Source organism: Paenibacillus sp. FSL K6-2859 (genome assembly GCF_038008265.1).
Lineage (GTDB): Bacteria > Bacillota > Bacilli > Paenibacillales > Paenibacillaceae > Paenibacillus_AQ > Paenibacillus_AQ nitricinens.
The window spans coordinates 667,791-689,506 of record NZ_JBBOYU010000001.1 but is presented as its reverse complement, the minus strand read 5'-3'; the positions used below and the strand labels follow the sequence as shown (position 1 = coordinate 689,506).

19 protein-coding genes and 1 pseudogene are annotated in these 21,716 nt (G+C 46.7%); 5 read left to right on the top strand and 15 right to left on the bottom strand.

Annotation, left to right across the window (positions count from 1 at the left end):
* Window positions 1–14: 14 nt before the first annotated feature.
* The 5 genes from MHB64_RS03065 to MHB64_RS03045 all read right to left on the bottom strand — a co-directional run bounded on the left by MHB64_RS03065 (window position 15) and on the right by MHB64_RS03045 (window position 4,655).
* On the bottom strand, window positions 15–899 hold the full coding sequence (locus MHB64_RS03065) for an inositol monophosphatase family protein (protein WP_094870714.1): 885 nt from the start codon (window positions 897–899) through the stop codon (window positions 15–17).
* 241 nt (window positions 900–1,140) lie between these two features.
* The gene (gene uvsE, locus MHB64_RS03060; RefSeq protein WP_094870715.1) at window positions 1,141–2,148 is read right to left on the bottom strand and encodes a UV DNA damage repair endonuclease UvsE; all 1,008 of its coding nucleotides are present in this window, start codon (window positions 2,146–2,148) and stop codon (window positions 1,141–1,143) included.
* On the bottom strand, window positions 2,145–2,462 hold the full coding sequence (locus tag MHB64_RS03055; RefSeq protein WP_094870716.1) for a hypothetical protein: 318 nt from the start codon (window positions 2,460–2,462) through the stop codon (window positions 2,145–2,147). The genes uvsE and MHB64_RS03055 overlap by 4 nt, the downstream gene beginning before the upstream one ends.
* A 47-nt stretch (window positions 2,463–2,509) precedes the next feature.
* Entirely contained in the window at window positions 2,510–3,601 is a 1,092-nt protein-coding gene (locus tag MHB64_RS03050; protein ID WP_280788342.1) for a D-alanine--D-alanine ligase, read from the bottom strand.
* A gap of 22 nt (window positions 3,602–3,623) precedes the next feature.
* Window positions 3,624–4,655: an amidase domain-containing protein gene (locus MHB64_RS03045; RefSeq protein ID WP_445671596.1), complete on the bottom strand. Its 1,032-nt coding sequence runs from the start codon at window positions 4,653–4,655 to the stop codon at window positions 3,624–3,626.
* Window positions 4,656–4,925: 270 nt separating this feature from the next.
* Between MHB64_RS03045 and acnA the strand changes: the two genes are divergently transcribed.
* Window positions 4,926–7,667, top strand: a complete 2,742-nt coding sequence (acnA, locus tag MHB64_RS03040; RefSeq protein WP_094870719.1) for an aconitate hydratase AcnA — start codon at window positions 4,926–4,928, stop codon at window positions 7,665–7,667.
* Window positions 7,668–8,146: 479 nt separating this feature from the next.
* Here the strand turns inward: acnA and MHB64_RS03035 are convergent, their stop codons facing one another.
* The gene (locus tag MHB64_RS03035; protein WP_094870720.1) at window positions 8,147–8,890 is read right to left on the bottom strand and encodes an IclR family transcriptional regulator; all 744 of its coding nucleotides are present in this window, start codon (window positions 8,888–8,890) and stop codon (window positions 8,147–8,149) included.
* A 271-nt stretch (window positions 8,891–9,161) separates the two neighbouring features.
* Between MHB64_RS03035 and MHB64_RS03030 the strand changes: the two genes are divergently transcribed.
* Both MHB64_RS03030 and MHB64_RS03025 read left to right on the top strand, forming a co-directional pair.
* A complete protein-coding gene (locus tag MHB64_RS03030) occupies window positions 9,162–10,202 on the top strand; it encodes an alpha/beta hydrolase (RefSeq protein ID WP_076285877.1) in 1,041 nt (346 codons plus the stop codon).
* A gap of 188 nt (window positions 10,203–10,390) precedes the next feature.
* Window positions 10,391–11,569, top strand: a complete 1,179-nt coding sequence (locus MHB64_RS03025; RefSeq protein ID WP_341133679.1) for a Fe-Mn family superoxide dismutase — start codon at window positions 10,391–10,393, stop codon at window positions 11,567–11,569.
* Window positions 11,570–11,690: 121 nt separating this feature from the next.
* Here MHB64_RS03025 and folE read toward each other — a convergent pair whose 3' ends face one another.
* The 5 genes and pseudogenes from folE to MHB64_RS03000 form a co-directional block, all read right to left on the bottom strand.
* Window positions 11,691–12,284, bottom strand: coding sequence for a GTP cyclohydrolase I FolE (gene folE, locus MHB64_RS03020; protein ID WP_042123940.1), 594 nt, complete (start codon window positions 12,282–12,284; stop codon window positions 11,691–11,693).
* 45 nt (window positions 12,285–12,329) lie between these two features.
* A complete protein-coding gene (locus MHB64_RS03015; RefSeq protein ID WP_042123938.1) occupies window positions 12,330–12,581 on the bottom strand; it encodes a YneF family protein in 252 nt (83 codons plus the stop codon).
* A gap of 129 nt (window positions 12,582–12,710) precedes the next feature.
* A pseudogene (gene queG / locus MHB64_RS03010) lies at window positions 12,711–13,907 on the bottom strand (tRNA epoxyqueuosine(34) reductase QueG); the annotation flags it as partial.
* Window positions 13,908–13,944: 37 nt separating this feature from the next.
* Window positions 13,945–14,553, bottom strand: coding sequence for a signal peptidase I (gene lepB, locus MHB64_RS03005; protein ID WP_256990523.1), 609 nt, complete (start codon window positions 14,551–14,553; stop codon window positions 13,945–13,947).
* A gap of 190 nt (window positions 14,554–14,743) precedes the next feature.
* Complete coding sequence (locus MHB64_RS03000; protein ID WP_036676822.1) at window positions 14,744–15,163, bottom strand: GNAT family N-acetyltransferase; 420 nt, start codon at window positions 15,161–15,163, stop codon at window positions 14,744–14,746.
* Window positions 15,164–15,642: 479 nt separating this feature from the next.
* Here MHB64_RS03000 and MHB64_RS02995 point away from each other — a divergent pair, with 479 nt between their 5' ends.
* Entirely contained in the window at window positions 15,643–16,251 is a 609-nt protein-coding gene (locus tag MHB64_RS02995; RefSeq protein ID WP_042184652.1) for a superoxide dismutase, read from the top strand.
* 934 nt (window positions 16,252–17,185) lie between these two features.
* Here MHB64_RS02995 and mutY read toward each other — a convergent pair.
* Both mutY and acpS read right to left on the bottom strand, forming a co-directional pair.
* On the bottom strand, window positions 17,186–18,559 hold the full coding sequence (gene mutY / locus MHB64_RS02990) for an A/G-specific adenine glycosylase (protein ID WP_341133678.1): 1,374 nt from the start codon (window positions 18,557–18,559) through the stop codon (window positions 17,186–17,188).
* 37 nt (window positions 18,560–18,596) lie between these two features.
* Complete coding sequence (gene acpS / locus MHB64_RS02985; protein WP_341133677.1) at window positions 18,597–18,995, bottom strand: holo-ACP synthase; 399 nt, start codon at window positions 18,993–18,995, stop codon at window positions 18,597–18,599.
* A 207-nt stretch (window positions 18,996–19,202) separates the two neighbouring features.
* Between acpS and MHB64_RS02980 the strand changes: the two genes are divergently transcribed.
* Window positions 19,203–20,024: an alpha/beta hydrolase gene (locus MHB64_RS02980; protein ID WP_094870725.1), complete on the top strand. Its 822-nt coding sequence runs from the start codon at window positions 19,203–19,205 to the stop codon at window positions 20,022–20,024.
* Between the two features lie 171 nt (window positions 20,025–20,195).
* Here MHB64_RS02980 and nadE read toward each other — a convergent pair whose 3' ends face one another.
* Together nadE and MHB64_RS02970 are read right to left on the bottom strand one after the other, a co-directional pair.
* Window positions 20,196–21,005 carry an ammonia-dependent NAD(+) synthetase gene (gene nadE / locus MHB64_RS02975; RefSeq protein ID WP_094870726.1) on the bottom strand — a complete coding sequence of 270 codons (810 nt, stop codon included), beginning with the start codon at window positions 21,003–21,005 and terminating at the stop codon, window positions 20,196–20,198.
* Window positions 21,006–21,173: 168 nt separating this feature from the next.
* Complete coding sequence (locus MHB64_RS02970; protein WP_042184644.1) at window positions 21,174–21,608, bottom strand: BrxA/BrxB family bacilliredoxin; 435 nt, start codon at window positions 21,606–21,608, stop codon at window positions 21,174–21,176.
* Window positions 21,609–21,716 lie beyond the last annotated feature (108 nt).

The following is a 21,716-nucleotide window of genomic DNA, read 5'->3' as shown; positions in this document are numbered from 1 at the left end:
ATGCATCGTCCTCCCTAAAGCTTATATCCTGTTGCTTCAGCATTCTTCAGTGACGAAACCAAATATTCGTGAATATGACCATTACTTGCAACTATATGACGAGTGCCAATATCATATGGACGCCCAAGCGTATCCGTAATTCTGCCCCCTGATTCCAGCACTAGAAGCACTCCTGCTGCACAATCCCAGGGGCTTAAGCCTACTTCCCAGTATCCATCTACCCGACCTGCTGCCACATAAGCCAAGTGTAGAGCAGCTGAACCTCCTGCGCGAATACCACGAATCTGCGGAAGAATGCTCTGTAGTCCTGCCATATTGACAGGCTGCGCAAATTCACGGTCCGGCGGAAAGCCCATAGCAATCAAGCTATCTCCAAAAACGTTCTCTGTAGATACTGAGGTAGGAACACCATGCATGTAGGCTCCCTTACCTTTTTCAGCAACGAACATTTCATCACGAATCGGATCGTAAATTACACCAACCGATAATTCTCCACGAATCACCAAAGCAATGGAGACACAGTAAAACGGAAATCCGTGTACAAAATTAGTCGTACCATCTACAGGATCTACAATCCACAGATATTCATGCTCACGAGCTTCTTCCAATGCAGCCGTCGCTGCTGCTGCTCCCGGGGATACGCCTTCCTCACCAAGGATCGCATGATCTGGATAATGTGTCAGAATCAATCGGCGGATCATCTGTTCAACGCCTTTATCTACTTCCGTAACCAGATCCTGAGCCGATGTTTTCGTACTAAGTTCATTCACCAGACCCTGTCTGCTCTTTATCCACTCTCCTGCTTTGGCAGCAGCATTAATGGCTACCGCCGTATGTCCCTTGCTCGTTACTACATAGGGTTCACGTTCGGTCTTACCCTCTGGTTTTATAGGACTCATATCTTCACTCCGCTTCCTTGAACATAATCGCCATTGGCATGAAATTTTTAGCAATCCTATTCACAATACCGTTCAATACGCCAAAACGTTCTCAAAGTTCCGCCATAGGGATACCCATTTCTATGATCCCTTGAATGTTAATCTAATCGTAATAAAGTTTCATTCAACGTACCCTATTTCAAGTTACATATCAAGTCATGACAGGGCCCGTATTCGGGACCTATCGCCTTATTTTCATTGTTTAAGGTTCAATATTCACACTTGCCCCATTTAATACGGAAATTCCGTTACCGGCATCAGCCAGCTCCTTCATTGCTTCCATCAATCCAAATAACGCACCATCTTTTAGTTTTGCCTCAATCATAACATCGAGAGCAGGGGTATCTGCAGCTATTCGCTTTAAAAAAGCTACCAATGGCGCAGGCTCCACACCATCTGCATGGCTGCGTGGATCAGACGGACTGCGCGGACTAGATACATGAATCTTAGGCGGCAAAAGCTCTCCCGATGGAACATCCTTCTGCGCAAGCTCGCTCCGCCATGTCTGCTGAATGTCAGGCCACAGCTCCCAAGGGAGCTCTCCTTCATTATTCACCCATTGATGGTGAATATCCAGCACCATCGGCAGACCTACATTCTGGCAGACTGCCAGTGTCTCCGGGGCTGTGAAGGTCTTATCATCATTCTCCAGCGTAATCCGCGCCTGCAGCGCTGCTGGTAGCTCGCGGAAATGCTCCTCGAACCGCTTGGCTGCCACCGGCTTGTCCCCGTAGGCTCCGCCGATATGAATATTGTTCTTCGCCATGGCAGGAAGACCCATGGCATTCAGCATGTCCGTGTGGTGCTGCAAATCCCGGATGGAACTTACTAGCACCTCAGGACGGGGTGTACTAAGCACTGTAAAGTGATCTGGATGAAAAGACACCCGCATCCCATGCTTTTTCACATATTGCCCCACTTCCGCGAATTCCTCAGCGAGCGCAGCAAACGGATTCCAATCCTGTAAATCAGGATGCGTCGCTAGAGGAATCAGCTTAGAAGTGAGACGATACACGAAGATGTCCGAACCCACATTATGCTTCATTAGTCGCAGTGTATTATGCAGATTCATCCGAGCGAGGTTCTCCAGACGACGAAGTGCCGCTTCACGGTCATCCAGCTTCTTGAAGGAGGCCATCGTCATGGTTTTGGATGGAGAGCAGTCTTTAATAACGGTGGACATCGCTACATATCCAAATCGGACTATCATCCCTGCGATCCAAAAAACATTTCATCTGCTAGTGCAGTCTGTACTTTGGATTCTTCTTCATTCAGTTTACGCACGAGTTCCATTTCGACCGCTGTAACCTCATGCCCCTGAAAATTAATCTCTGCAATCGAAGCAGAGATTTTGACAATCGCTACAGCTACATTCTCAGGCGTGTAGGCAATCACCTTCTGACCTGTCGGATATACGCGAAAGCCCTGCTTCACCATTTTGGTACGCCCGTACTCCAGCAGCTCGTACAGCTCTTGTTCATTTTTGAACTTACAGACGGAATTGAATTCAGTTTGAAAACCCATATTTTTTCGCCCCTTTCTAGTCGCTATAAACCCGCTGGTAGCTTCAATTACTCATTGTCATACTTAAGACCTTGTTTGAAATTATAGCGCTCTAAAGCTAACTCAATCATACGGTCTAGCAGAGCTCTATAGGATACACCTGTCTCACGCCACAATAATGGATACATGCTGTAAGGCGTGAAGCCGGGCATCGTATTCACTTCGTTTATTAGAATTTTACCATCCGATCTCCGCAGGAAGAAGTCCGCCCGGGTAATCCCGCTACCCTCAATCGCTCGAAAAGCGGTTATCGCGGACTCCCGCAAATGATCGGCAACTTCAGAATCTACTGGCGCAGGAATCATCATTTGCGATTTGCCGTCCGTATATTTAGCTGCGTAGTCATAATATTCTCCAGAAGAAACGATTTCACCCGGAACAGAGGCCTCTGGCTCATCATTTCCGAGCACACCGACCTCTACCTCACGAGCATCCACGAATTCCTCAATAATGACTTTGGTGTCATAACGGAAGGCGAAGTCTATAGCTTTTACAAGACTTTCCTTATCAGAAGCCTTAGAAATACCTACACTTGAGCCCAGATTAGCAGGCTTTACGAATACTGGATATCCCAGTTTATCCTCTACACCCACAATCAACTCATGACTTTTTCTTTTCCAAGCGCTGATGTTAAAATAACAATATTCACACTGATCCAGACCTGCATCAGCGAATAGCTTCTTCATAACAACCTTATCCATCCCTGCCGAAGAGGCAAGAACACCAGCCCCAATGTAAGGAATATTCGCCATTTCGAACAACCCTTGAATTGTACCGTCCTCGCCATACGTGCCGTGCAATAGTGGGAACATGACGTCCACCGCTTTATCCGCACCGGATAGTCCACTAAATACTACATTCAGAGCTGTGCCCATATCTTCCGTTGCATCTGAAAGCTTAAGCTGCTCTACCTTACTGTAAGGTGCCGATAACGTCTCTCCGACTTTCCACAAGCCCTGTTTTGAAATATAAAAAGGGATAATCTCATATTTATCGTAATCAAATGAGTTCATCACGGCAAAAGCCGTCTGTAGTGATACCTCATGTTCTCCGGATTTGCCCCCGTATGCCAGCCCTACGGTTAGTTTTGCGTTCCCCATACCTTTATAACCTCTTTCTGTCTTATAAATAGTCGTTAATATGAAAAAAACGGTATTTCGTTTGATCCGTCCATGCGTAGGAATCACGATAGTCCCAGAAGCGATGACGACTGCTAACGGTACGTGCATTCACAAGCGGCATGCCACCAGCATCAAAGGCTGTGACGATCGTGCTGTGCTGATATTGCCCGTTACCATCCCAGTCATATTGAATGATATCGCCCAGCATCAATTGCTCCGGCCGCTCCATGACTTCCGCACGCAAGCCATTGCTCCGGCTAACGCTCAAATAGCGCTGCAGACTGTCTGATACAGCCCAGCTATAACTCCACCATTCTTGTTTTCCTTGGTAGCCTTTGTACCACCAGCCCGTTTCTCTTTTACCAGTATAGTTGATAGGCGCGCCCCCTGCAAAGAGGCATTGGGAGACATAATTCGTACAATCCACCTCAAATGTTTCGAACTCCGGATTCCCGTCTTTCCACCAACGGTCGGCATAAGCCACCGCTTCTTCACGATTGTAGCGAACCTCTCTTGAGCCCGAGATCTCACCAAGAATATTCCGGTTTAGAAGGGGCTGTGATGGCAGCGGAGCAGGCAAAGCTTCCCCCCATTTGGACAACCTGCCTGATAACTCCGCCTCAGCTCTATGAACTGTATTCCTTTCGGGAATGGTTCGTTCTATAGCAGCAATTTCCCAACCCCCTCCGTCCCGCACAAAGGTCAACCGCTCCAGCTCAACCCTATCCTCGCGGTGGTTAACGCCTCCTTTTTCATAATAGAGTGCACTATGCAGCGTAACCTCTGCTACCACCTCAGTCGGAGTCTGCCGGACGGTCCGTAAAGTCTTTACACCTGTTTCCCCACGCAGCGGAGTGATCCCACGAGCGGTATACCATTCAGCGATACGGCGTGAACGTTCCCCTTGCTCCACCAGAAAACGCGGATCTTTAACGGATACGGAAACTGTTTGCGATGAGGACTTAGGTTCCACCCTGGCCTTATTCACTTGATCTACATATACATATAGACTCTGCTTCCACTGTTGTTCCATTATACTCGCACCCCTTCATTCCCTTTTAACTACTGCTCTATGTATATGAAAGGAAACAGGCCGCTATACAGATCGCTTCAATTTACATGGTAGGGCATATGCTTTGCTTATAGCTTACGTTTTAGAGGTAACTCTAAATGGTTTCTGAGATGCGATATTTGGGCTTTATATATAGGAAAAAAAACTTTACTCCCCTCTTTGTAACCGTTATAATTAAATAACATGCAATGTGAAATTGAGTTTCAATAGATGAAACAAGGAGGCGCACATATGCCAAGCAAGGATCATTTCTCGTTGGCCCGCACCCTGGAATCAGGTGGCAAATCTTATCGCTATTATGATCTTAACTCCCTTGAGGAACAAGGATTGGGCTCTATCTCTTCCCTTCCTTTCTCGATCAAAGTATTACTTGAGGCGGCTGTTCGTCAATTTGATGGACGGGCGATTACAGAAGAACATGTGAAACAATTGGCTGATTGGTCAGGCGACATTGATCGCAATAAAGAAATTCCGTTTATCCCTGCTCGTATCGTACTTCAGGACTTTACCGGTGTTCCGGTAGTCGTAGATCTGGCTGCTATGCGTGATACTGTAAAGAAAGCCGGCGGAGATCCTAAACAGATCAACCCGCTCGTTCCCGTTGACCTTGTCATTGACCACTCTGTTATGGTTGATGCTTTCGGTACGGCAGACGCTTTGGAATATAATATGAACGTGGAGTTTGAGCGTAACGAGGAACGTTACCGTTTCCTTCGCTGGGCACAGACCGCTTTCAATAACTTCCGCGCAGTTCCTCCAGCTACCGGTATCGTGCATCAGGTGAACTTGGAGTATTTGGCTTCCGTAGCCACTACTAAAACTATCGATGGTGAAACTGTCGTTTATCCAGATTCCCTTGTTGGAACGGACTCCCACACTACTATGATCAATGGACTTGGTGTTGTAGGCTGGGGTGTAGGTGGTATTGAGGCTGAAGCAGGTATGCTCGGACAACCGCTCTATTTTGTTACACCAGATGTAGTGGGCTTCAAGCTTACAGGCAGCCTTATCGAAGGGGCTACAGCAACAGACTTGGCACTGACAGTTACTGAAATGTTGCGTAAAAAAGGCGTTGTCGGCAAATTCGTCGAATTCTACGGTCCTGGTCTTGCTAACATCAGTCTTGCTGACCGGGCAACGGTTGCTAACATGGCGCCGGAATACGGAGCAACGATCGGTTTCTTCCCTGTAGATGAAGAGACACTTGCTTATCTTCGCAGCACAGGTCGTCCAGATGATCTGGTCGAGCTCGTTGAATCTTATTACAAAGCACAAGGCATGTTCCGTACTTCGAATACGCCAGACCCTCAGTTCAGCGATTTCATTGAACTTGACCTAGCTTCTGTCGTCCCAAGCTTAGCTGGACCAAAACGTCCGCAAGACCGGATCGAGCTTACGCATATGAAAGAGAATTTCGAAGGAATTATCCGTACACCTGTAGACAAAGGCGGTTATGGTCTCAGCGATGAGAAAATCGCCCAAGTTGTAGAAATAGAACATAAAAATGGCACCAAAAGCAAGCTAAGCACAGGCGCGGTCGTGATCGCAGCGATTACAAGCTGTACGAATACTTCCAACCCTAGCGTTATGCTTGGTGCAGGTCTTTTGGCGAAAAAAGCTGTGGAACGTGGTCTGACCAAACCAGCATACGTGAAGAGCAGCTTGACTCCAGGATCATTGGTAGTTACTGAGTATTTGGAAAAAGCAGACCTGCTGAAGCCACTTGAAGCACTGGGCTTCTACTTGGCGGGATATGGCTGTGCTACTTGTATCGGTAACTCCGGTCCATTGCCTGAAGAGGTTAGCCAAGCCATCACTGATAACGATATGACCGTAGCTGCTGTAATCTCCGGTAACCGTAACTTTGAAGGCCGCGTACATGCTCAGGTCAAAGCCAACTACTTGGCTTCACCGCCGCTCGTAGTTGCTTACGCACTGGCTGGCACTGTAAATATCGATTTACAGACTGAACCGCTCGGATTTGATCCACAAGGTGAGCCAGTATTCCTGAAGGATATTTGGCCAACCACTGCTGAAATTCGTGAAGCCATTGGTCTCTCCCTTAGTCCGGAGATGTTCCGTCGTAAATACGAGAATGTATTCACTGCTAATGAACGTTGGAATTCTATCCCTGTTCCACAAGGCGAGCTGTATGAGTGGGACGATAACTCCACGTATATTCAGAATCCGCCATTCTTTGAGCATCTGGCAGACGGTCTGGGAGACATCAAGGATATCAAGGATGCACGCGTTCTGGCGTTGCTTGCTGATTCCGTAACAACCGACCATATCTCACCTGCAGGTAATATTTCTACCTCTGGTCCTGCCGGCGAATATTTACGCGATCATGGTGTAGAACGTGCAGACTTCAACTCCTACGGCTCACGCCGCGGAAATCATGAAGTCATGATGCGTGGTACATTCGCTAATATCCGGATTCGTAACGCAGTAGCTCCAGGTACAGAAGGCGGAGTTACAACCTTCCTGCCAAGTGACGAAGTCATGTCCATCTATGACGCTTCCATGCTGTATCAGGACGCTGGACAGAATCTCATCGTTATCGCCGGTAAAGAATACGGCACAGGAAGCTCACGTGACTGGGCTGCCAAGGGCACACTTCTGTTAGGTGTTAAAGCTGTTATTGCTGAGAGCTTTGAGCGGATTCACCGCAGCAATCTGGTTGGTATGGGTGTGCTTCCACTGCAATTCCAGGAAGGCCACGGCTGGAGCAGCTTGGGACTGACCGGACGCGAGACCTTCAACATTACCGGTCTCGATAACGAGGTGACGCCAAGCCAAGATCTAACTGTTACCGCTACCCGTGAAGACGGTACTCAATTTGACTTCCCTGTTACTGCACGACTCGACAGCACGGTTGATATTGATTATTATCGCAATGGTGGTATTCTACAAACTGTACTTCGTCAAATGCTGGCAGATGCCACAGATTCTTCGGCTGTATCGGTAGAATAGGTTTAATAAGGAATGTCTCGCGTCCACGAGTGGCTGTGAGGCAGTTCCTTGTCGCTGGAGCGCCCCAGTAGCCGATTGTTGGCTGCTGGGGCTTCTTTGTTTGCTTGGACCCTTGCCCTGAGTCTAGGGGTTCAGGGGTAGATTAGCGTCTTCTGAGTCCGGATGGCTCGGGAGATATCAGAAGAACAACCTAAATTACTGGTAAACTAGAACGGGTTACGGCGTTTTTACTCTAGTGTTCCAGCTCTGGTATTACGACGTTACGCGCTTCCGAGCATCTCAGCATAGTAAGCAGTGGATTGCCAAAGGCAACACTGAGCTCGGTTAGTCGTCAGGTACCCATTATTCGACAAAATCAAGCCCCCCTTACTCAAAAAAACAAACAGCGATCCTCCAATAACGGAGAGATCGCTGTTCTGCTTCTTAACGGTCTGTCTCATTCAGCGAAAAACACACTTTATGAGACCACCCTGTTCTTCCTATGGAATCATCATACCCATTTCACTTGCTGCTTCCTTCAAGATGGCGGCATACTCCACTAACGTATCCCTAGACAAGCGGCTGACCGGCCCTGACAGCGATAATGCCGCAATCACATTTCCACTACGGCCTGTGACAGGTACAGCCACAGCGGCCGCACCAGACTCACGTTCTTCGAAACTAGTAGCATACCCTAACCGGATGATCTCATTAAGCTGATCTTTGTATACACTCTTCTCAACGTAATCCGGCCACTCCGAACTCTCCAGCAGCGCTCTCAACACCTCAGGCGGTGCATACGCCGCTAACACCTTACTCGACGCACCTACGGATAATGGCAGCCTCGCACCGATCTGTGCGACTCTACGAATCGCCTGCTGGCTCTGTACCGCCTGAATACGTACGCGTTCAATACCATCCCGTAAGTAAAGACTTACCGTCTCTCCGAGTCGATCTCTCAGCCGTTCCATAGATGGCAGCAATACCGCTGCCGACTCGTCAAAAGCAGGCAGATGCGTAGACAACTCCCAGATGCGTATACCCAGCCTGTATTTTTCTGTCGCCGGATTGCGAATAAGAAAGCCCTTTTCCTCGAGTGTTGCCAGCAATCTGTGGACTGTACTCTTATGTAAGTCAATCTTTGATGCGATCTCTGTTAACCCTAAATCACTGTCCTGCGTAAAACAAAGTAATATGTCGAGCGCACGTTCTACCGCGCGTACCGTTAGCTTTCGGTCCTCCACAGTAATCCCCCCTCGTGTTTCATCAAGTGAAACGCGGTTACATTATAATTAACTCTATCTTAGTGCAAAACTCTACGGAAAGTCCAGTATATTCACTGAGCCGAAAAAGACTGGTCCGCACTTTACAGTTACATTACAAAACGGTCCAATTCATTGACTTTGTAAGTGCTTCAACATACGATAAACATATTAAATATACTAATGCTTTAGTATCATTTTCGACAAAATATCCTAGGCACTAGTACTCACATCATACTTAGGAGGGGACCTTATGGATCTGACAACCAGCCGAGCAGGCACGTCAGTCTCCCGTCGTCCTAAACTACCTAAACAGGGCAGTTCATCACGACTATCGCTGCGGATGATCCGTGTTAAGCATATTATCGTTGCATTGCTATTATCTATATTCTTCTTTTTAGCATTTTGTTTTGTCTCGCTTCATGGCTACATCGCTTGGGTGCTGTCCAATCCAACCGTTGCGCCACTGTATTCCAATCCTATGATGGCCAAAGGCCTCGCCTACGAGGATGTAACCTTCCCAGCTAAGGATGGCAGTCGCATGATGAACGGCTGGTATATTCCAGCCAAGGATGCCACTAAGACTATCGTGTTCAGTCATGGCTATGGTGCCAACCGCGAAGAGTCTTGGGTACCTATGTACGATCTCGCGCACTATGCACACAGTCTGAATTTCAATGTCGTAATGTTTGATTACGGATTTGCTGCCCAAGGTAATAAGGATATTGCAACCGGCGGCAAAAAAGAATCCCAGCAGCTTCTAGGCGCCATTGATTTCGCAAAGGAACGCGGGGCGAAAGAGCTAGTTGTTTGGGGCTTCTCCATGGGTGCTGGCACAGCACTGCAGGCAGGATTAGTATCTGAGGACATCGACGCGATGATTCTGGACAGCACCTTTTTGTTAGAACCAGACACGCTGTATCATAATATCAAGCAGAATATCGATCTGCCGCGCCAACCTTCCCTGGCGATCATGGAAATGCTGTTCCCGGTACTGAACGGTACGGGACTAGATCAAATTCCTTATGCCAAGGTTAAGTCCAAAGATTATCCTTTCCCTATCCTATTCATGCATGGAACCAAAGACGATAAAGCCCCTTATCCTATTGCCGAAGAACTAGCAGCAAATCAGAACAATCCGTTCTCTGATTCCTGGATCATCGAGGGTAGTCATCATGAGCTGTTGTTCCGCGAGCATCCCCGTGAGTATTTGCGGCGGGTCTCCGCTTTCTTAGGGAATGTCCATTTGGCCAAAAATAATAATGGCGATCAGCCAGCGATGGCAAGTAACTAACTAAGTGCTAATAACCATACGAACAGCCTCTTCCAGGGACAGAAAGAAATATATCCTAGGAAGAGGCTGTTTTCATCCCCAGGAAAAAAAGAAGCCCAAGAGTCACTCTAAGTTTATGTTCTTCATAACCTTCCAAGACCGTTCATATAATGGACTGATAAAGACATATCACGGGAGGTTTTCTTGGCATGCTATATGTATACGGGCCGATGCTGCCAGTACGTATTCTGGAAGAAATCGTATTTTGGAAAACTCAAGAGAAAGAGCATACTGAGGTCATCAAAGCGATCGTACCTAAATTAGAGGATCCTTATGTGAAACTCCTCGATGAATGGGCCGTTGTTTTTGGTGCAACAGAGCAGGCGGCACAGCAGCTATTGAATGCTGCCCTTTCCGCTTCTCCTCCACCACAGGCAGAACTCACTGCGGAAACGGAAAAACTGCTACATATCTCCTGCAATCAATCCCAAGAGTTCGTCCGGCAGCTCTTTGCCATCATGGAGAGCAGCGCGGCGGTCAAAGCTGTCCCCCTTGCAACTACTGTGATTCTGCATATTATTCGCGAATCAGAATACTTTCTCGCCGTACTGCAGACACTCAGCTCGCCCGGAAAACTTTCACAAATCATGCGCGATTATAAAGAGGATTATGTCGTAAGCATCGATACAGACAATATCACGCGAAATGATGGATTCTCTACTTTTACTGATACTGTTCCTGATATCCGCGATAAAAACGACGCGGTACCCATTGGCGGCCATACGCTACCTCCCTTGCCTTACGCCTATAATGCACTAGAACCTTATATTGACGAAAAGACGATGAGAATTCATCACGATAAGCATCATCAAAGTTATGTAGATGGATTAAACAAGGCTGAAGTTAAATTAGCAGATTCCCGTAAGAACGGTGACTTCGATCTCGTTAAACATTGGGAGAGAGAATTAGCCTTTAATGGCGCAGGCCACTATCTTCACACGATCTTTTGGAACGTGATGTCTCCGCAAGGCGGGGGGCGCCCAACAGGTGCTTTATTAGAAGCTATAGAACAAAGCTTTGGAAGCTATGACAGCTTCAAGAAACAGTTCACCGAAGCTGCGAATAAAGTAGAAGGTGGCGGATGGGCCATTCTCATCTGGAGCCCACGCAGCCATAGACTAGAAATTCTCACTGCAGAAAAACACCAAAATTTATCGCAATGGGACGTTGTTCCGCTCTTGGCCTTGGATGTATGGGAACATGCCTACTATCTGAAACATCAGAATAATCGTGCGGATTATATTAACGATTGGTGGAAGGTCGTCAACTGGCCATATGTGTCAGAGCGTTTTGCCGCTGCCAGTAAACTGGCATGGAAGCCTTACTGATCACTTTTCACTTCGTAGAAGACATCACTTCTATTCGCTTATATTGACCCAAAAGGACCGATCACTCACAAAAAGTGAATAATCGGTCCTTCTAATTTCGAGGCATAGACACCTCTATATACTATTCTTTAATCAAGCTCAGAAACTCCGCACGAGCGGCGGCATCCTCCCGGAAGACCCCTCTAGTAGACATGGTTACCGTCTTACTTCCTGGCTTCTTCACTCCACGTGCGCACATACAAAGATGTTCACCTTCCACTACGACCATAACGCCGTGAGGGCTTAGTACCTCCGTCATAATATCCGCAATTTGCGTCGTAATGCGCTCTTGAACCTGCAAACGCCGACTCACTGCTTCAACTAGGCGGGCTAATTTGCTGAGTCCAGCAATCCGTCCGCTCGGAATGTATCCAATATGCACTTTACCGAAGAAAGGAGCCATGTGATGCTCACATTGGCTGTAATAGACGATATCCTTCACGATCACTAGCTCTTCATGAGACTCATCAAAAGTAACACCGAGCGCCTCGCGGGGATCTATCGAATAACCGCCGAATATCTCCTCGTACATCCGCGTAACACGTGCTGGTGTTTCAAGCAGTCCCTCGCGGCCGGTATCTTCACCGATTAATTCTAATATTTTCTCAACGTGATACTCGATTTGCTCACGGTTCTCTGATACTTTACCGTTCACGTATTCATTGATGTTCCCCATGATGTCTCCCCCTTCCGCACCCGTATAATTTCTATCCGGACCCGGTTACTTACTTCTACGTTTATTCCCTTTAGCTGCTCCTGGTCGGGCGCCTGTCTGGTTCTGATTCTTCATCATCTGTTGGGCACGTTGCATTTGTTTCCCATTCAGGTTATAACCCATTTGTTTCGCAACCTTTTGCAGCATTTCAGGATCATTCTGCATAGTTGTCATTTGTCTGCGCAGATAATACACACCGATAAAAAATCCACCGATGAGACCTACGACCAATGTAATAATAGGTAATGCGATATTCATCTAAAGCCCACCTCTACACTCTATTGTCTGCATCGCCATATGGCGCGCGAATCTATCATAGCATTTCGAGAACTGGACAGCAATTGGGAATATGCAACCTGTCTATGATCTTTTTCCTTCATTAACATCACTGTCCTCTCGTGCCTGCTTCGCAGTAAGGAGCACATCCTGTGCCCGGCTCAGCATTTCTTTTACCGTGTCATGCTCTTCGCGATCTAAAGCCGATTCAACAGCAGCTAGAGCCTCCTCACCACCGATGCGTCCCAGCGCCCAAGCAGCCGTGCCTCGCATCTCAGGCCGCGGCTCTTTCAGAACAATTTCTGTTAGCTTAGGCACAGCCTCTACTTCCTTGAAATTACCGAGAGCGATGATCGCATTTCGTTGCATTGGTTTTTTGCCTCTCCAGGCAGCAGAGCTATTTCCGAATTTCTCTTTGAATTCACGATTGCTAAGATCCAGGATCGGCATTAACAATGGCTTCACGATCTCAGGATCAGGCAGCATCTGAGGGCGATGATTCCAGTTCTTCCCTCGATTCTTGGGACATACAATCTGGCAGGTATCACAGCCGTATAGACGATTGCCAATCTTTGTCATGTATTCGTCACTCAGAAATCCTTTGGTCTGCGTCAAAAAAGAAATGCAAGCCTGCGCGTTAAGTTGACCCGGACCCACCAGCGCGCCGGTTGGACAGGCATCAATGCACTTGGTACATTCCCCACAGCCTTCTTCAACAGGTTCATCCGGAGCAAAAGGAATGTTCGTAACCATCTCCCCCAGATAAATCCAGGATCCCCATTTGGGCGAGATAATGGAACAGTTTTTGCCGCTGAAGCCTATTCCTGCTCTCTCCGCAACTGCTCTATCTACCAACACACCGGTATCGACCATACTTTCCAGCACAGCCTCCGGCACACGTTCATGAATAAAGTCCTCTAACTTACTTAAGGCCTCCCTCAGCACATGATGATAATCCCTGCCCCATGATGCTCGGGCGAGAATGCCTCTACGCGCACCTGGCTCAGACTTCGGGGGATTCTCCATTTTGGAAGGGTACGCTACTGCAATTGCAATAATTGACAAAGGCTTGTCCCCGGATGACAGTGCTGGAATCGTCCTTTTATCCAAATCTGGTTCCTCGAAACCCGATTCATAACCTTTGTCCCGATGGTCTTGCAGAATATTTTTTAAATATAAAAAAGGCTCTGCTGTAGTAAACCCGATATCATCAATACCGAGTGACGTCGCAGCCTCCTGAATTTCCGCTTTAAGCTCTGCCCACTTGGAAGGCGGGGGTGCGTACGGTGACTGAAAAGTATTGTTCATTTCCGCCTTCTCCTTTTCATATCGTTAATAATCTTTCTTATAATCCTTTCAGTTTAGACAACGGCCACCAGATATAATCCGCTCTGCCTACAATCATGTCCTGAGGGATCGAGCCGAAATAACGGCTATCTTTGCTTGCTGAAGCATGACGGTTATCTCCCATGACAAAATAATTTCCGCTCTCCACCGTTAACGCCGCGAAATCCGGGTCTTCAATCTCGGTATCTATATACGGCTCATTCACTATTTTCCCATTCACATATAACTGGTGATCCTTCACTTCTATGATATCTCCAGGTATGCCAATGACACGTTTCACTAAAAAATCCTTTCGACTAGGCCCCGTACTAGGATCATGAAGAATGACGACATCCCCGTGTTTTGGGTTTACAAACATCAATGAAAGCTTATTAATAAAGAGCCTCTCACCTTCCACAAGCGTTGGCTGCATAGACTGACCTTTGACCGTTGATATATTGAACACAAAAATATTAAGAACCGACATTACCGCAAAGACAACTACCGCTGTAAGCAACCATTCCTTCAGTTCCGCGGCCAAACGACCTCCAAAGCCTTTCTTTGATCTGGAGGATCTATGTCTTTGCTTCCGATTACGCATGAACTCTACTTGGGACTCCTGACTCAATATGTCACCTCTTATTCTCAATTATTGATGTCTATACTTGCAGATATTATAACAATAAAAAAGCATATCTCCCAGCCATTAGTAATGGACTTCTGGAAAATACGCTTGAGTATGAATGAAACAGACTATATCATCAACTATAGTTCTTTATTTAGTAAATGTTTCCGCTTACGCATCTGAGTGACCGAAATTACCCAACAATGCTCAGCTTCCGGACAGATTTGAAAATTTGATTCTCGCTATATCCCATAGCTTCATACAATGGCAAGGCAAAAGAATTATGCTCATCGACAGCTACGTAGATACCACTAACCTTACGAGCTTGAAACCTGGATTCCATAGCCGATACCAGACTTCTACCGACTCCTCTGCGGCGATAATCAGGATGTACAGCAATCCGGAAATAACAACCGTGGTTTTTCTCAATCGTACCAATCAGTGCTCCAACAATTTCTTCTTCATCTTCCGCAACTACAATGAGATCTGAATCCCATGAAAGCTGCCTGGAGAAAGGCTCGATAGTGTTCTCGAAACATTCTTCCGATAATGCTGTTTGCAGCAAATCAGTCACAGGGCTAACGTCGCTTAATTGAAAGGAACGAACGTGCATTCTTTAAAATCTCCCTTGTCTATGGCTTATGAATTTAACAAAAAGAAGGGGTTCCCTTAACATTGAGAAAATAAAAAAAAGCATCAAATACCGAGGAATACCTGCTTTTAAATCTATTAAAGCACACTTTTCTCGTGATATCATCATTTTTCTTTTGAAAGCGCTTAATATCAAGCGTTTACATTTTGACTAGGATTCATTGTTTCATTATAAGGGTAATTATATTGATATATGTCTATAGGGTGAAGGCTCTTTCTTTTAACATTCTAAATACAATTGATATTCCTGTTTACATTCCAATTATACTTTATAAACATTTATGTTTGTTTAATGTTGCATTATTGATCCAGATACTGTTTAATTAAAGTATCCTATTGGGAGATACCCTATAGTACATATCAACAATAAAGAATTTTGACGATAAACCGCCGAAGTTCTTTATCTATACAAATTCTAATATACTCAGGAGGGATTTTTCCATGGCATTTCAATTACCAGCACTTCCTTATGCAAACAACGCACTCGAACCACACATCGACGCTTTGACGATGGAAATTCACCATGATAGACACCATAACACATATGTGACTAATCTGAACGCAGCTTTGGAAAAGGCACCTGAATTGCAAAGCAAAAGCATCGAAGAACTTCTTACAGACCTGAACGCTGTACCAGAAGCTATCCGCACTGCTGTTCGTAACAATGGTGGCGGACACGCTAACCATACCTTGTTCTGGGAAGTTATCGGACCAAACGGCGGCGGCGCACCAACTGGCGCACTTGCAGCAGCTATCGACAGCGAGCTGGGCGGATTCGAAAAATTCAAAGAAGATTTTGCAGCAGCAGCAACTACTCGTTTCGGCAGTGGCTGGGCTTGGCTAGTTGTTAAAGATGGCAAACTGGCAGTAACAAGCACACCTAACCAAGACAACCCAATCAGCGAAGGCGCTACTCCGATCCTCGGACTGGATGTATGGGAGCACGCTTACTACCTGAACTACCAAAACAAACGCCCTGATTACATCAAAGCGTTCTGGAACGTAGTAAACTGGGAAGAAGTTGGCAAACGTTACGAAAGCGCGAAATAAGGAATTAAATTACGGATAAAGTCATAGCCTTCAAGGCTGTGGATTTCCCGTTTAACTAAGTATAAACAAAGAAGGTATCTCCGAGCTGTTATGGCTCAGGGATACCTTCTTTGTGTTTGGGTCGTTTATTTGGGTGGGGTGTGTAGAGAGTTTGTTTGAGACTAATTTCGTTTAGAAGCAGATTTGTTAAAAACAAGGTTCGTTAGTAACAGGGTTTGTTAGAAACAAATAGGGTAGATCTTTATCCTCGGACATCACTTTTTTACTCCGCTTGAATGCAGATCAATGAGTGTGGAACGAGACTGCCCTTTATCGTACCGCTGTTGAAAAGACGCCAAAATGAGGCATTCTGCTTCTAATTAGGGAATAACTCCCTCTAATTCTGCTCATAAACACTTAAATACGAGTAATTAGGGAAATCCTCCCTCTAAATCATCCATATTGGAGCATAATTCAGGTATTCACCCAAATTAAAGGGAGTTTTTCCCTAAAAAGATCAAATACAGATCCCCGTGGTCAGTTTATAGGGAGGAATTCCCTTTAAACTGACCACAGGGATGAGGTAAGTGATCATGTTTAGATGCGTACGCCACTCTCTCTTCACGCACAACATATATATACAACACATTTAACTGTATCGATGCATTTAACACATCAAACTGCATCAACTCACACAGCACAATCGACGCATTCATCACATCTTAAATATCTACACATTCGACTCGCTCAGCACATTCCACGCATTTAACACATCTAAAACATCTACATATTCATCTCGCTCAGCACAATCGACGCATTTAACACATTTCCTACTCCAGAGACTTTGGATGCATTTCTTACTTCATCCACTTCCGCGTAATTTACTTACTTCAGACACTTCTCATATATCTGCTGTTTCTCTTACAACTCATTCTTTTGCCACATCGGATAATCTCTACTCCCCCGACTTCGCCAGCTCTTCCTGCTCGTCGAAATAAAGGTTCAGCAGCTTCAAGAAGACATTAGGAAACGCATAATTAGCCATGTCCTCACGGCTGATCCAGCGAACAGCTCCGCCATCCTCTGGACTAGCATTGCCATCCTCAAATTTCTCGATGGGCACCTTACTGTCCATCTCTGGGAACAGGCCTGCTTCCGCGGTGTAGGCTGCCTGTCCTTCTGCCGCTATTGGCAGCGGAAGGGCGTCCTCCTCCCTGCAGCGATACACCTGCAGGGTCCACACGATATGGCTGAAGATATGCTCAGCAGCCATCCAGTGCTCCTCAGGCCGGGCGGAGATCCCGGCCTGCCGCAGTGACCGGCGCAGCCGGTCCCGCGCCGCGGCCTCCGGCAGCCGCGCGCTCTTAGCGCCGCCTTCGGCTGGCGGCGCCTGCCAGTGCGGCAGCTCCCACATGCGGGCTAACAGCCCGCTTTGTGGCCGCTGCCGGATGAGCACTTGGCCCGCGTGGGCACCGCGGCCCTCGATCAAGGCTGCCAGCCGCTCCTCTGGGCGCGGCGGCTTGGCCTTGGTCTTGACGGGCAGCGAAGTCTCGCAGCCCGCCAGGCGCGCAGCGCAATGCTCCATCACCGGGCAGGTTAAGCAGCTCGGTGATTTCGGGGTGCATACGAGCGCCCCGAGCTCCATAAGCGCCTGATTAAAGGAGGCAGCTTCCCCCTCTGGGATCAGCTCAGCCGCCAGGCGCTCCATTTTCACGCGGGTGGGTCCCTTAGCGATATCATCCTCGATGAGGAAGTATCGGGACAACACCCGCATTACATTACCATCTACCGCTGGCTCCGGCCGATTAAACGCAATACTGAGAATAGCCCCTGCTGTGTAAGGACCCACTCCCTTTAAGCTGAACACCGCCTCACGATCATTCGGCACCTGTCCCCCATAAAGCTCCTTTACCTGCTTGGCTGCATGCTGTATATTACGTGCGCGGGAATAATACCCTAAACCTTCCCAACACTTAAGCACGTCTTCTTCAGGGGCATCAGCGAGTGACTCCACCGTCGGAAAACGTTCAATAAAACGATTAAAATAAGGGATTACCGTGTCTACCCTTGTCTGCTGCAGCATAATTTCAGAAATCCAAATATAATAAGGATTGCGATGCCTGCGCCAAGGCAAATCCCGCTTCTGCCCTTGATACCACTCCAGCAAATGATAACTGAAATATTGCTTGGCCTCCCGCAGCTCCTGATCTTGTTTATCTTGTCCTTCTTTTAAATCCACCTGTTTTTGTCGTTCATCTCGCTCTAGCAAATCTTGTCCTTCTCGTGCTTCTTCTCGTTCCTGCAAAACCTGTCGTTCTTGTTGTTTCATTGTAACTCTCCTTGCCCTTCTATAATCACGGTTCAATTCATGAACCTAGCTCCTCCACCACCGCAAAAGCTGAAGCCAAATCACGGCCATGTGTTATCGTAAGATGAATGATATACTTCTGTCCTTCAGGTAGATCTAGTCTGCTCCAGGCTTCGCATGATAAGGTTACTTCCGGCTTACCTTTATGGTCAGGTAATATCTCAATATCCTGAAAACCAACCACATTACCAATACCACAGCCTAAAGCCTTCACAACGGCTTCCTTGGCAGCAAAACGCCCGGCTACGAACTCAGCCAACCTTCCACCTCGTTGCTCAGCAAGCTGGTACTCTTGCTCCGTTAGGATGCGCTGGTTAAATTTTTCCCCCTGTCCCCTAAGCATTACCTCAGAGATTCGCTCAATTTCTAACACATCATGTCCGATTCCGTAAATCAAAATTTCACGCTCCTTATGGACGTGTATCCTATACTACTTCAATAATGGTATGATCATTATACAGGTCTTTCATTTCAATTTTTAATTATAGTCCTATAAGATTCTTTCTGCTATCTTAAAAGAAAATGCTTTGGAAGTCTATCTAGATGCCTTCGTGATGGACTTGCTGATTTACTTCATTTATATATAGAGAGAGGGGATTACCCTATGCAGCATCGTAATTTCGAAATACCCGCTGGTGAAGACGCTGTTCTCCGCTGCTCACACTTTCCTGCCCAAGAAGCACCTAAGAGCCTAATCGTTATTGCACACGGCTACAAGGGCTTCAAAGATTGGGGGATGTTTCCTTACATAGCCACTACTCTCAGCCAAGATCATGAAGTGATCACCTTCAACTTCTCACATGCCGGAATCGGAGAGGATCTGCTGCATTTTACCGAGCTTGAGAAATTCGCCCGCAACACCTTTCGTCGCGAGCTGAAGGATATGGAAATACTGTTGTCCTACCTTAGCCAGCACCCGAAATTTGGCAGCTTGCCCTTATTCCTTCTCGGGCATAGTCTTGGAGGGGGAATTTGTCTGGTCTACACGCTTGACCATCCCAATGAAGTTAGCGGGGTCATTTCCTGGAACGGGGTTACGAAGCTCGATTTGTTGACAGAAGAACAAAAGCAGGAGATGAAGCAAACAGGACGAACCCACGTCCTTAATGCACGCACGGGCCAACAAATGCCGCTGGATGCTGTTATTTTAGAAGATATGGAGAACCAACAAGAACGTTATAACATCCTTGAACGCATGAAGACAGCGTCCTTCCCAGTTGTTCTTATTCAAGGCAGTCTGGATGGAGTGCACCTCCGGCAAGGATCTGAGCAGCTCACTGAACTCCGACCCGATATTAACTGGGTTCATATTCCTGAGGGTAATCATACCTTCGGTACTGTGCATCCTTTTGCCGGCACTACCCCACAATTGGAGCTTGCGATTGCTTCGACCACTGATTTTATCGATCAAACGCTGGCTAACTAAGATTCTTGTAGCTTATCCATCTCATAAAATATCCCCACAGAGTGAAGCTTTGCTTTGATGAATACTCAGATACTTTTTTTGGGGCCCCAAATATATACTTTCTGATATGATAAAAACCGCCACGTGAGCTGCTACAACGCAGATCCGTGGCGGTTTCTACTGCTACCTATTCTAAATTCCAGGAATGACATTGCGCTTATGCGCCGTTCTCCGGTAATAATTCTCGAGTTTCTCAGCTACCTCAGGCTTAACCTGCTTGCCTTCCAAATAATCACTATTATCGTCATAAGTAATGCCCAGCTCGGTTTCATCCGTCTGCCCCGGCCATAAGCCTGCCGTAGGTGCTTTAGTAACAATATCCGCAGGCACACCAATATGAGCAGCTAATTGACGAACCTGACGTTTATTAAGTGTGGATAGAGGTGTAATATCTACAGCGCCATCCCCCCACTTGGTGTAGAAACCCGTAATGGCTTCTGAAGCATGATCCGTTCCTACTACAATCAGATTGTTCTCAAAAGAGAGCGCATATTGCATAACCATACGTGTTCTCGCTTTAACATTACCCTTGCCTTGATGGGTCATATGACGATGTTGCCCCAAGGACTTCAGGCTATGCTCTACTTCAAGCGCAATCTCATTTACAGCTTCCTCAATGTTTGTCTCCACGGTATGGGTCAGATTAAAGGCTTTAGCGACATCATAACTGTGCTGGATATCCTCTTGAACACCATATGGCTGGTAGACGCCAAGCGTAATATACTCTGTGCCTTCTTGAGCCGACAGCTCGTCTGTAGCCAGCTTACATAGACCCGCAGCTACCGCGCTGTCCACCCCGCCGCTAATGGCGATCAATAATCCTTTGGCCCCTGCCTTCAGCACGTACGACTTTAAGAAATCAACCCGTTTGCGTACCTCATCTTCTACATCAATCGTTGGCTTCACACCAAGATCAGCAATAATTTCTTCCTGTAAACTCACAAACCACACCCCGTTCCATCAGAAATGGTTCCATATCCATCAAAATATCCATACCAAGTGAAGCTCTGTGCTTCTAAGTATATTCTATCCCATTATCGCTCTTATATTTTGAAAAATCCCGCAACAGCCGAATTACCGACTATTGCGAGATTATATGGAATAACTTTTTTACTTGCAAAAACGATCGAAAACTTCTTTCAACTCAGCAGCAATTTCAGCAGCTGAACGATTCTCAACACTATGGCGTTCAATAAAATGAACGAGCTCTCCATCCTTCATCAATGCGATGGAAGGGGAAGATGGCGGATAAGGAGCAAAATATTCACGCGCTTTAGCAGTAGCTTCTTTCTCTTGACCTGCAAACACTGTGAACAAGTGATCCGGAGCGATCTCATTTTGCAATGCCTGAGCTACACCAGGACGGCATTGTCCAGCAGCACAACCACAGACCGAATTCACGACTACAAGCGCCGTACCTTTTGCGGTAGGAAGAGTGGCTTCCACCTCTTCTGGAGTCATAAGCTCCTGAAACCCAATGCTTGTAAGGTCATCACGCATAGGCTGAATCGAATCTCTCATATATTGATTAAAAGACATGGACATTTCTCTGCACTCTCCTTCACTAATTACTGTTTTGTCAGATAACATTACAGCAGTACTTACTAACTTTATTATACATTCATACTCTGTGAAAGCAAGAGATGCTGCAGT

What these genes read in the sequence shown, in the direction of transcription:
- MHB64_RS03065 (WP_094870714.1), bottom strand. Translation starts at nt 899, where the DNA reads ATGAGTCCTATAAAACCAGAGGGTAAGACCGAACGTGAACCCTATGTA.
- uvsE (WP_094870715.1), bottom strand. Translation starts at nt 2,148, where the DNA reads ATGATAGTCCGATTTGGATATGTAGCGATGTCCACCGTTATTAAAGAC.
- MHB64_RS03055 (WP_094870716.1), bottom strand. Translation starts at nt 2,462, where the DNA reads ATGGGTTTTCAAACTGAATTCAATTCCGTCTGTAAGTTCAAAAATGAA.
- MHB64_RS03050 (WP_280788342.1), bottom strand. Translation starts at nt 3,601, where the DNA reads ATGGGGAACGCAAAACTAACCGTAGGGCTGGCATACGGGGGCAAATCC.
- MHB64_RS03045 (WP_445671596.1), bottom strand. Translation starts at nt 4,655, where the DNA reads ATGGAACAACAGTGGAAGCAGAGTCTATATGTATATGTAGATCAAGTG.
- acnA (WP_094870719.1), top strand. Translation starts at nt 4,926, where the DNA reads ATGCCAAGCAAGGATCATTTCTCGTTGGCCCGCACCCTGGAATCAGGT.
- MHB64_RS03030 (WP_076285877.1), top strand. Translation starts at nt 9,162, where the DNA reads ATGGATCTGACAACCAGCCGAGCAGGCACGTCAGTCTCCCGTCGTCCT.
- MHB64_RS03025 (WP_341133679.1), top strand. Translation starts at nt 10,391, where the DNA reads ATGCTATATGTATACGGGCCGATGCTGCCAGTACGTATTCTGGAAGAA.
- folE (WP_042123940.1), bottom strand. Translation starts at nt 12,284, where the DNA reads ATGGGGAACATCAATGAATACGTGAACGGTAAAGTATCAGAGAACCGT.
- MHB64_RS03015 (WP_042123938.1), bottom strand. Translation starts at nt 12,581, where the DNA reads ATGAATATCGCATTACCTATTATTACATTGGTCGTAGGTCTCATCGGT.
- MHB64_RS03000 (WP_036676822.1), bottom strand. Translation starts at nt 15,163, where the DNA reads ATGCACGTTCGTTCCTTTCAATTAAGCGACGTTAGCCCTGTGACTGAT.
- MHB64_RS02995 (WP_042184652.1), top strand. Translation starts at nt 15,643, where the DNA reads ATGGCATTTCAATTACCAGCACTTCCTTATGCAAACAACGCACTCGAA.
- mutY (WP_341133678.1), bottom strand. Translation starts at nt 18,559, where the DNA reads ATGAAACAACAAGAACGACAGGTTTTGCAGGAACGAGAAGAAGCACGA.
- MHB64_RS02980 (WP_094870725.1), top strand. Translation starts at nt 19,203, where the DNA reads ATGCAGCATCGTAATTTCGAAATACCCGCTGGTGAAGACGCTGTTCTC.
- MHB64_RS02970 (WP_042184644.1), bottom strand. Translation starts at nt 21,608, where the DNA reads ATGTCCATGTCTTTTAATCAATATATGAGAGATTCGATTCAGCCTATG.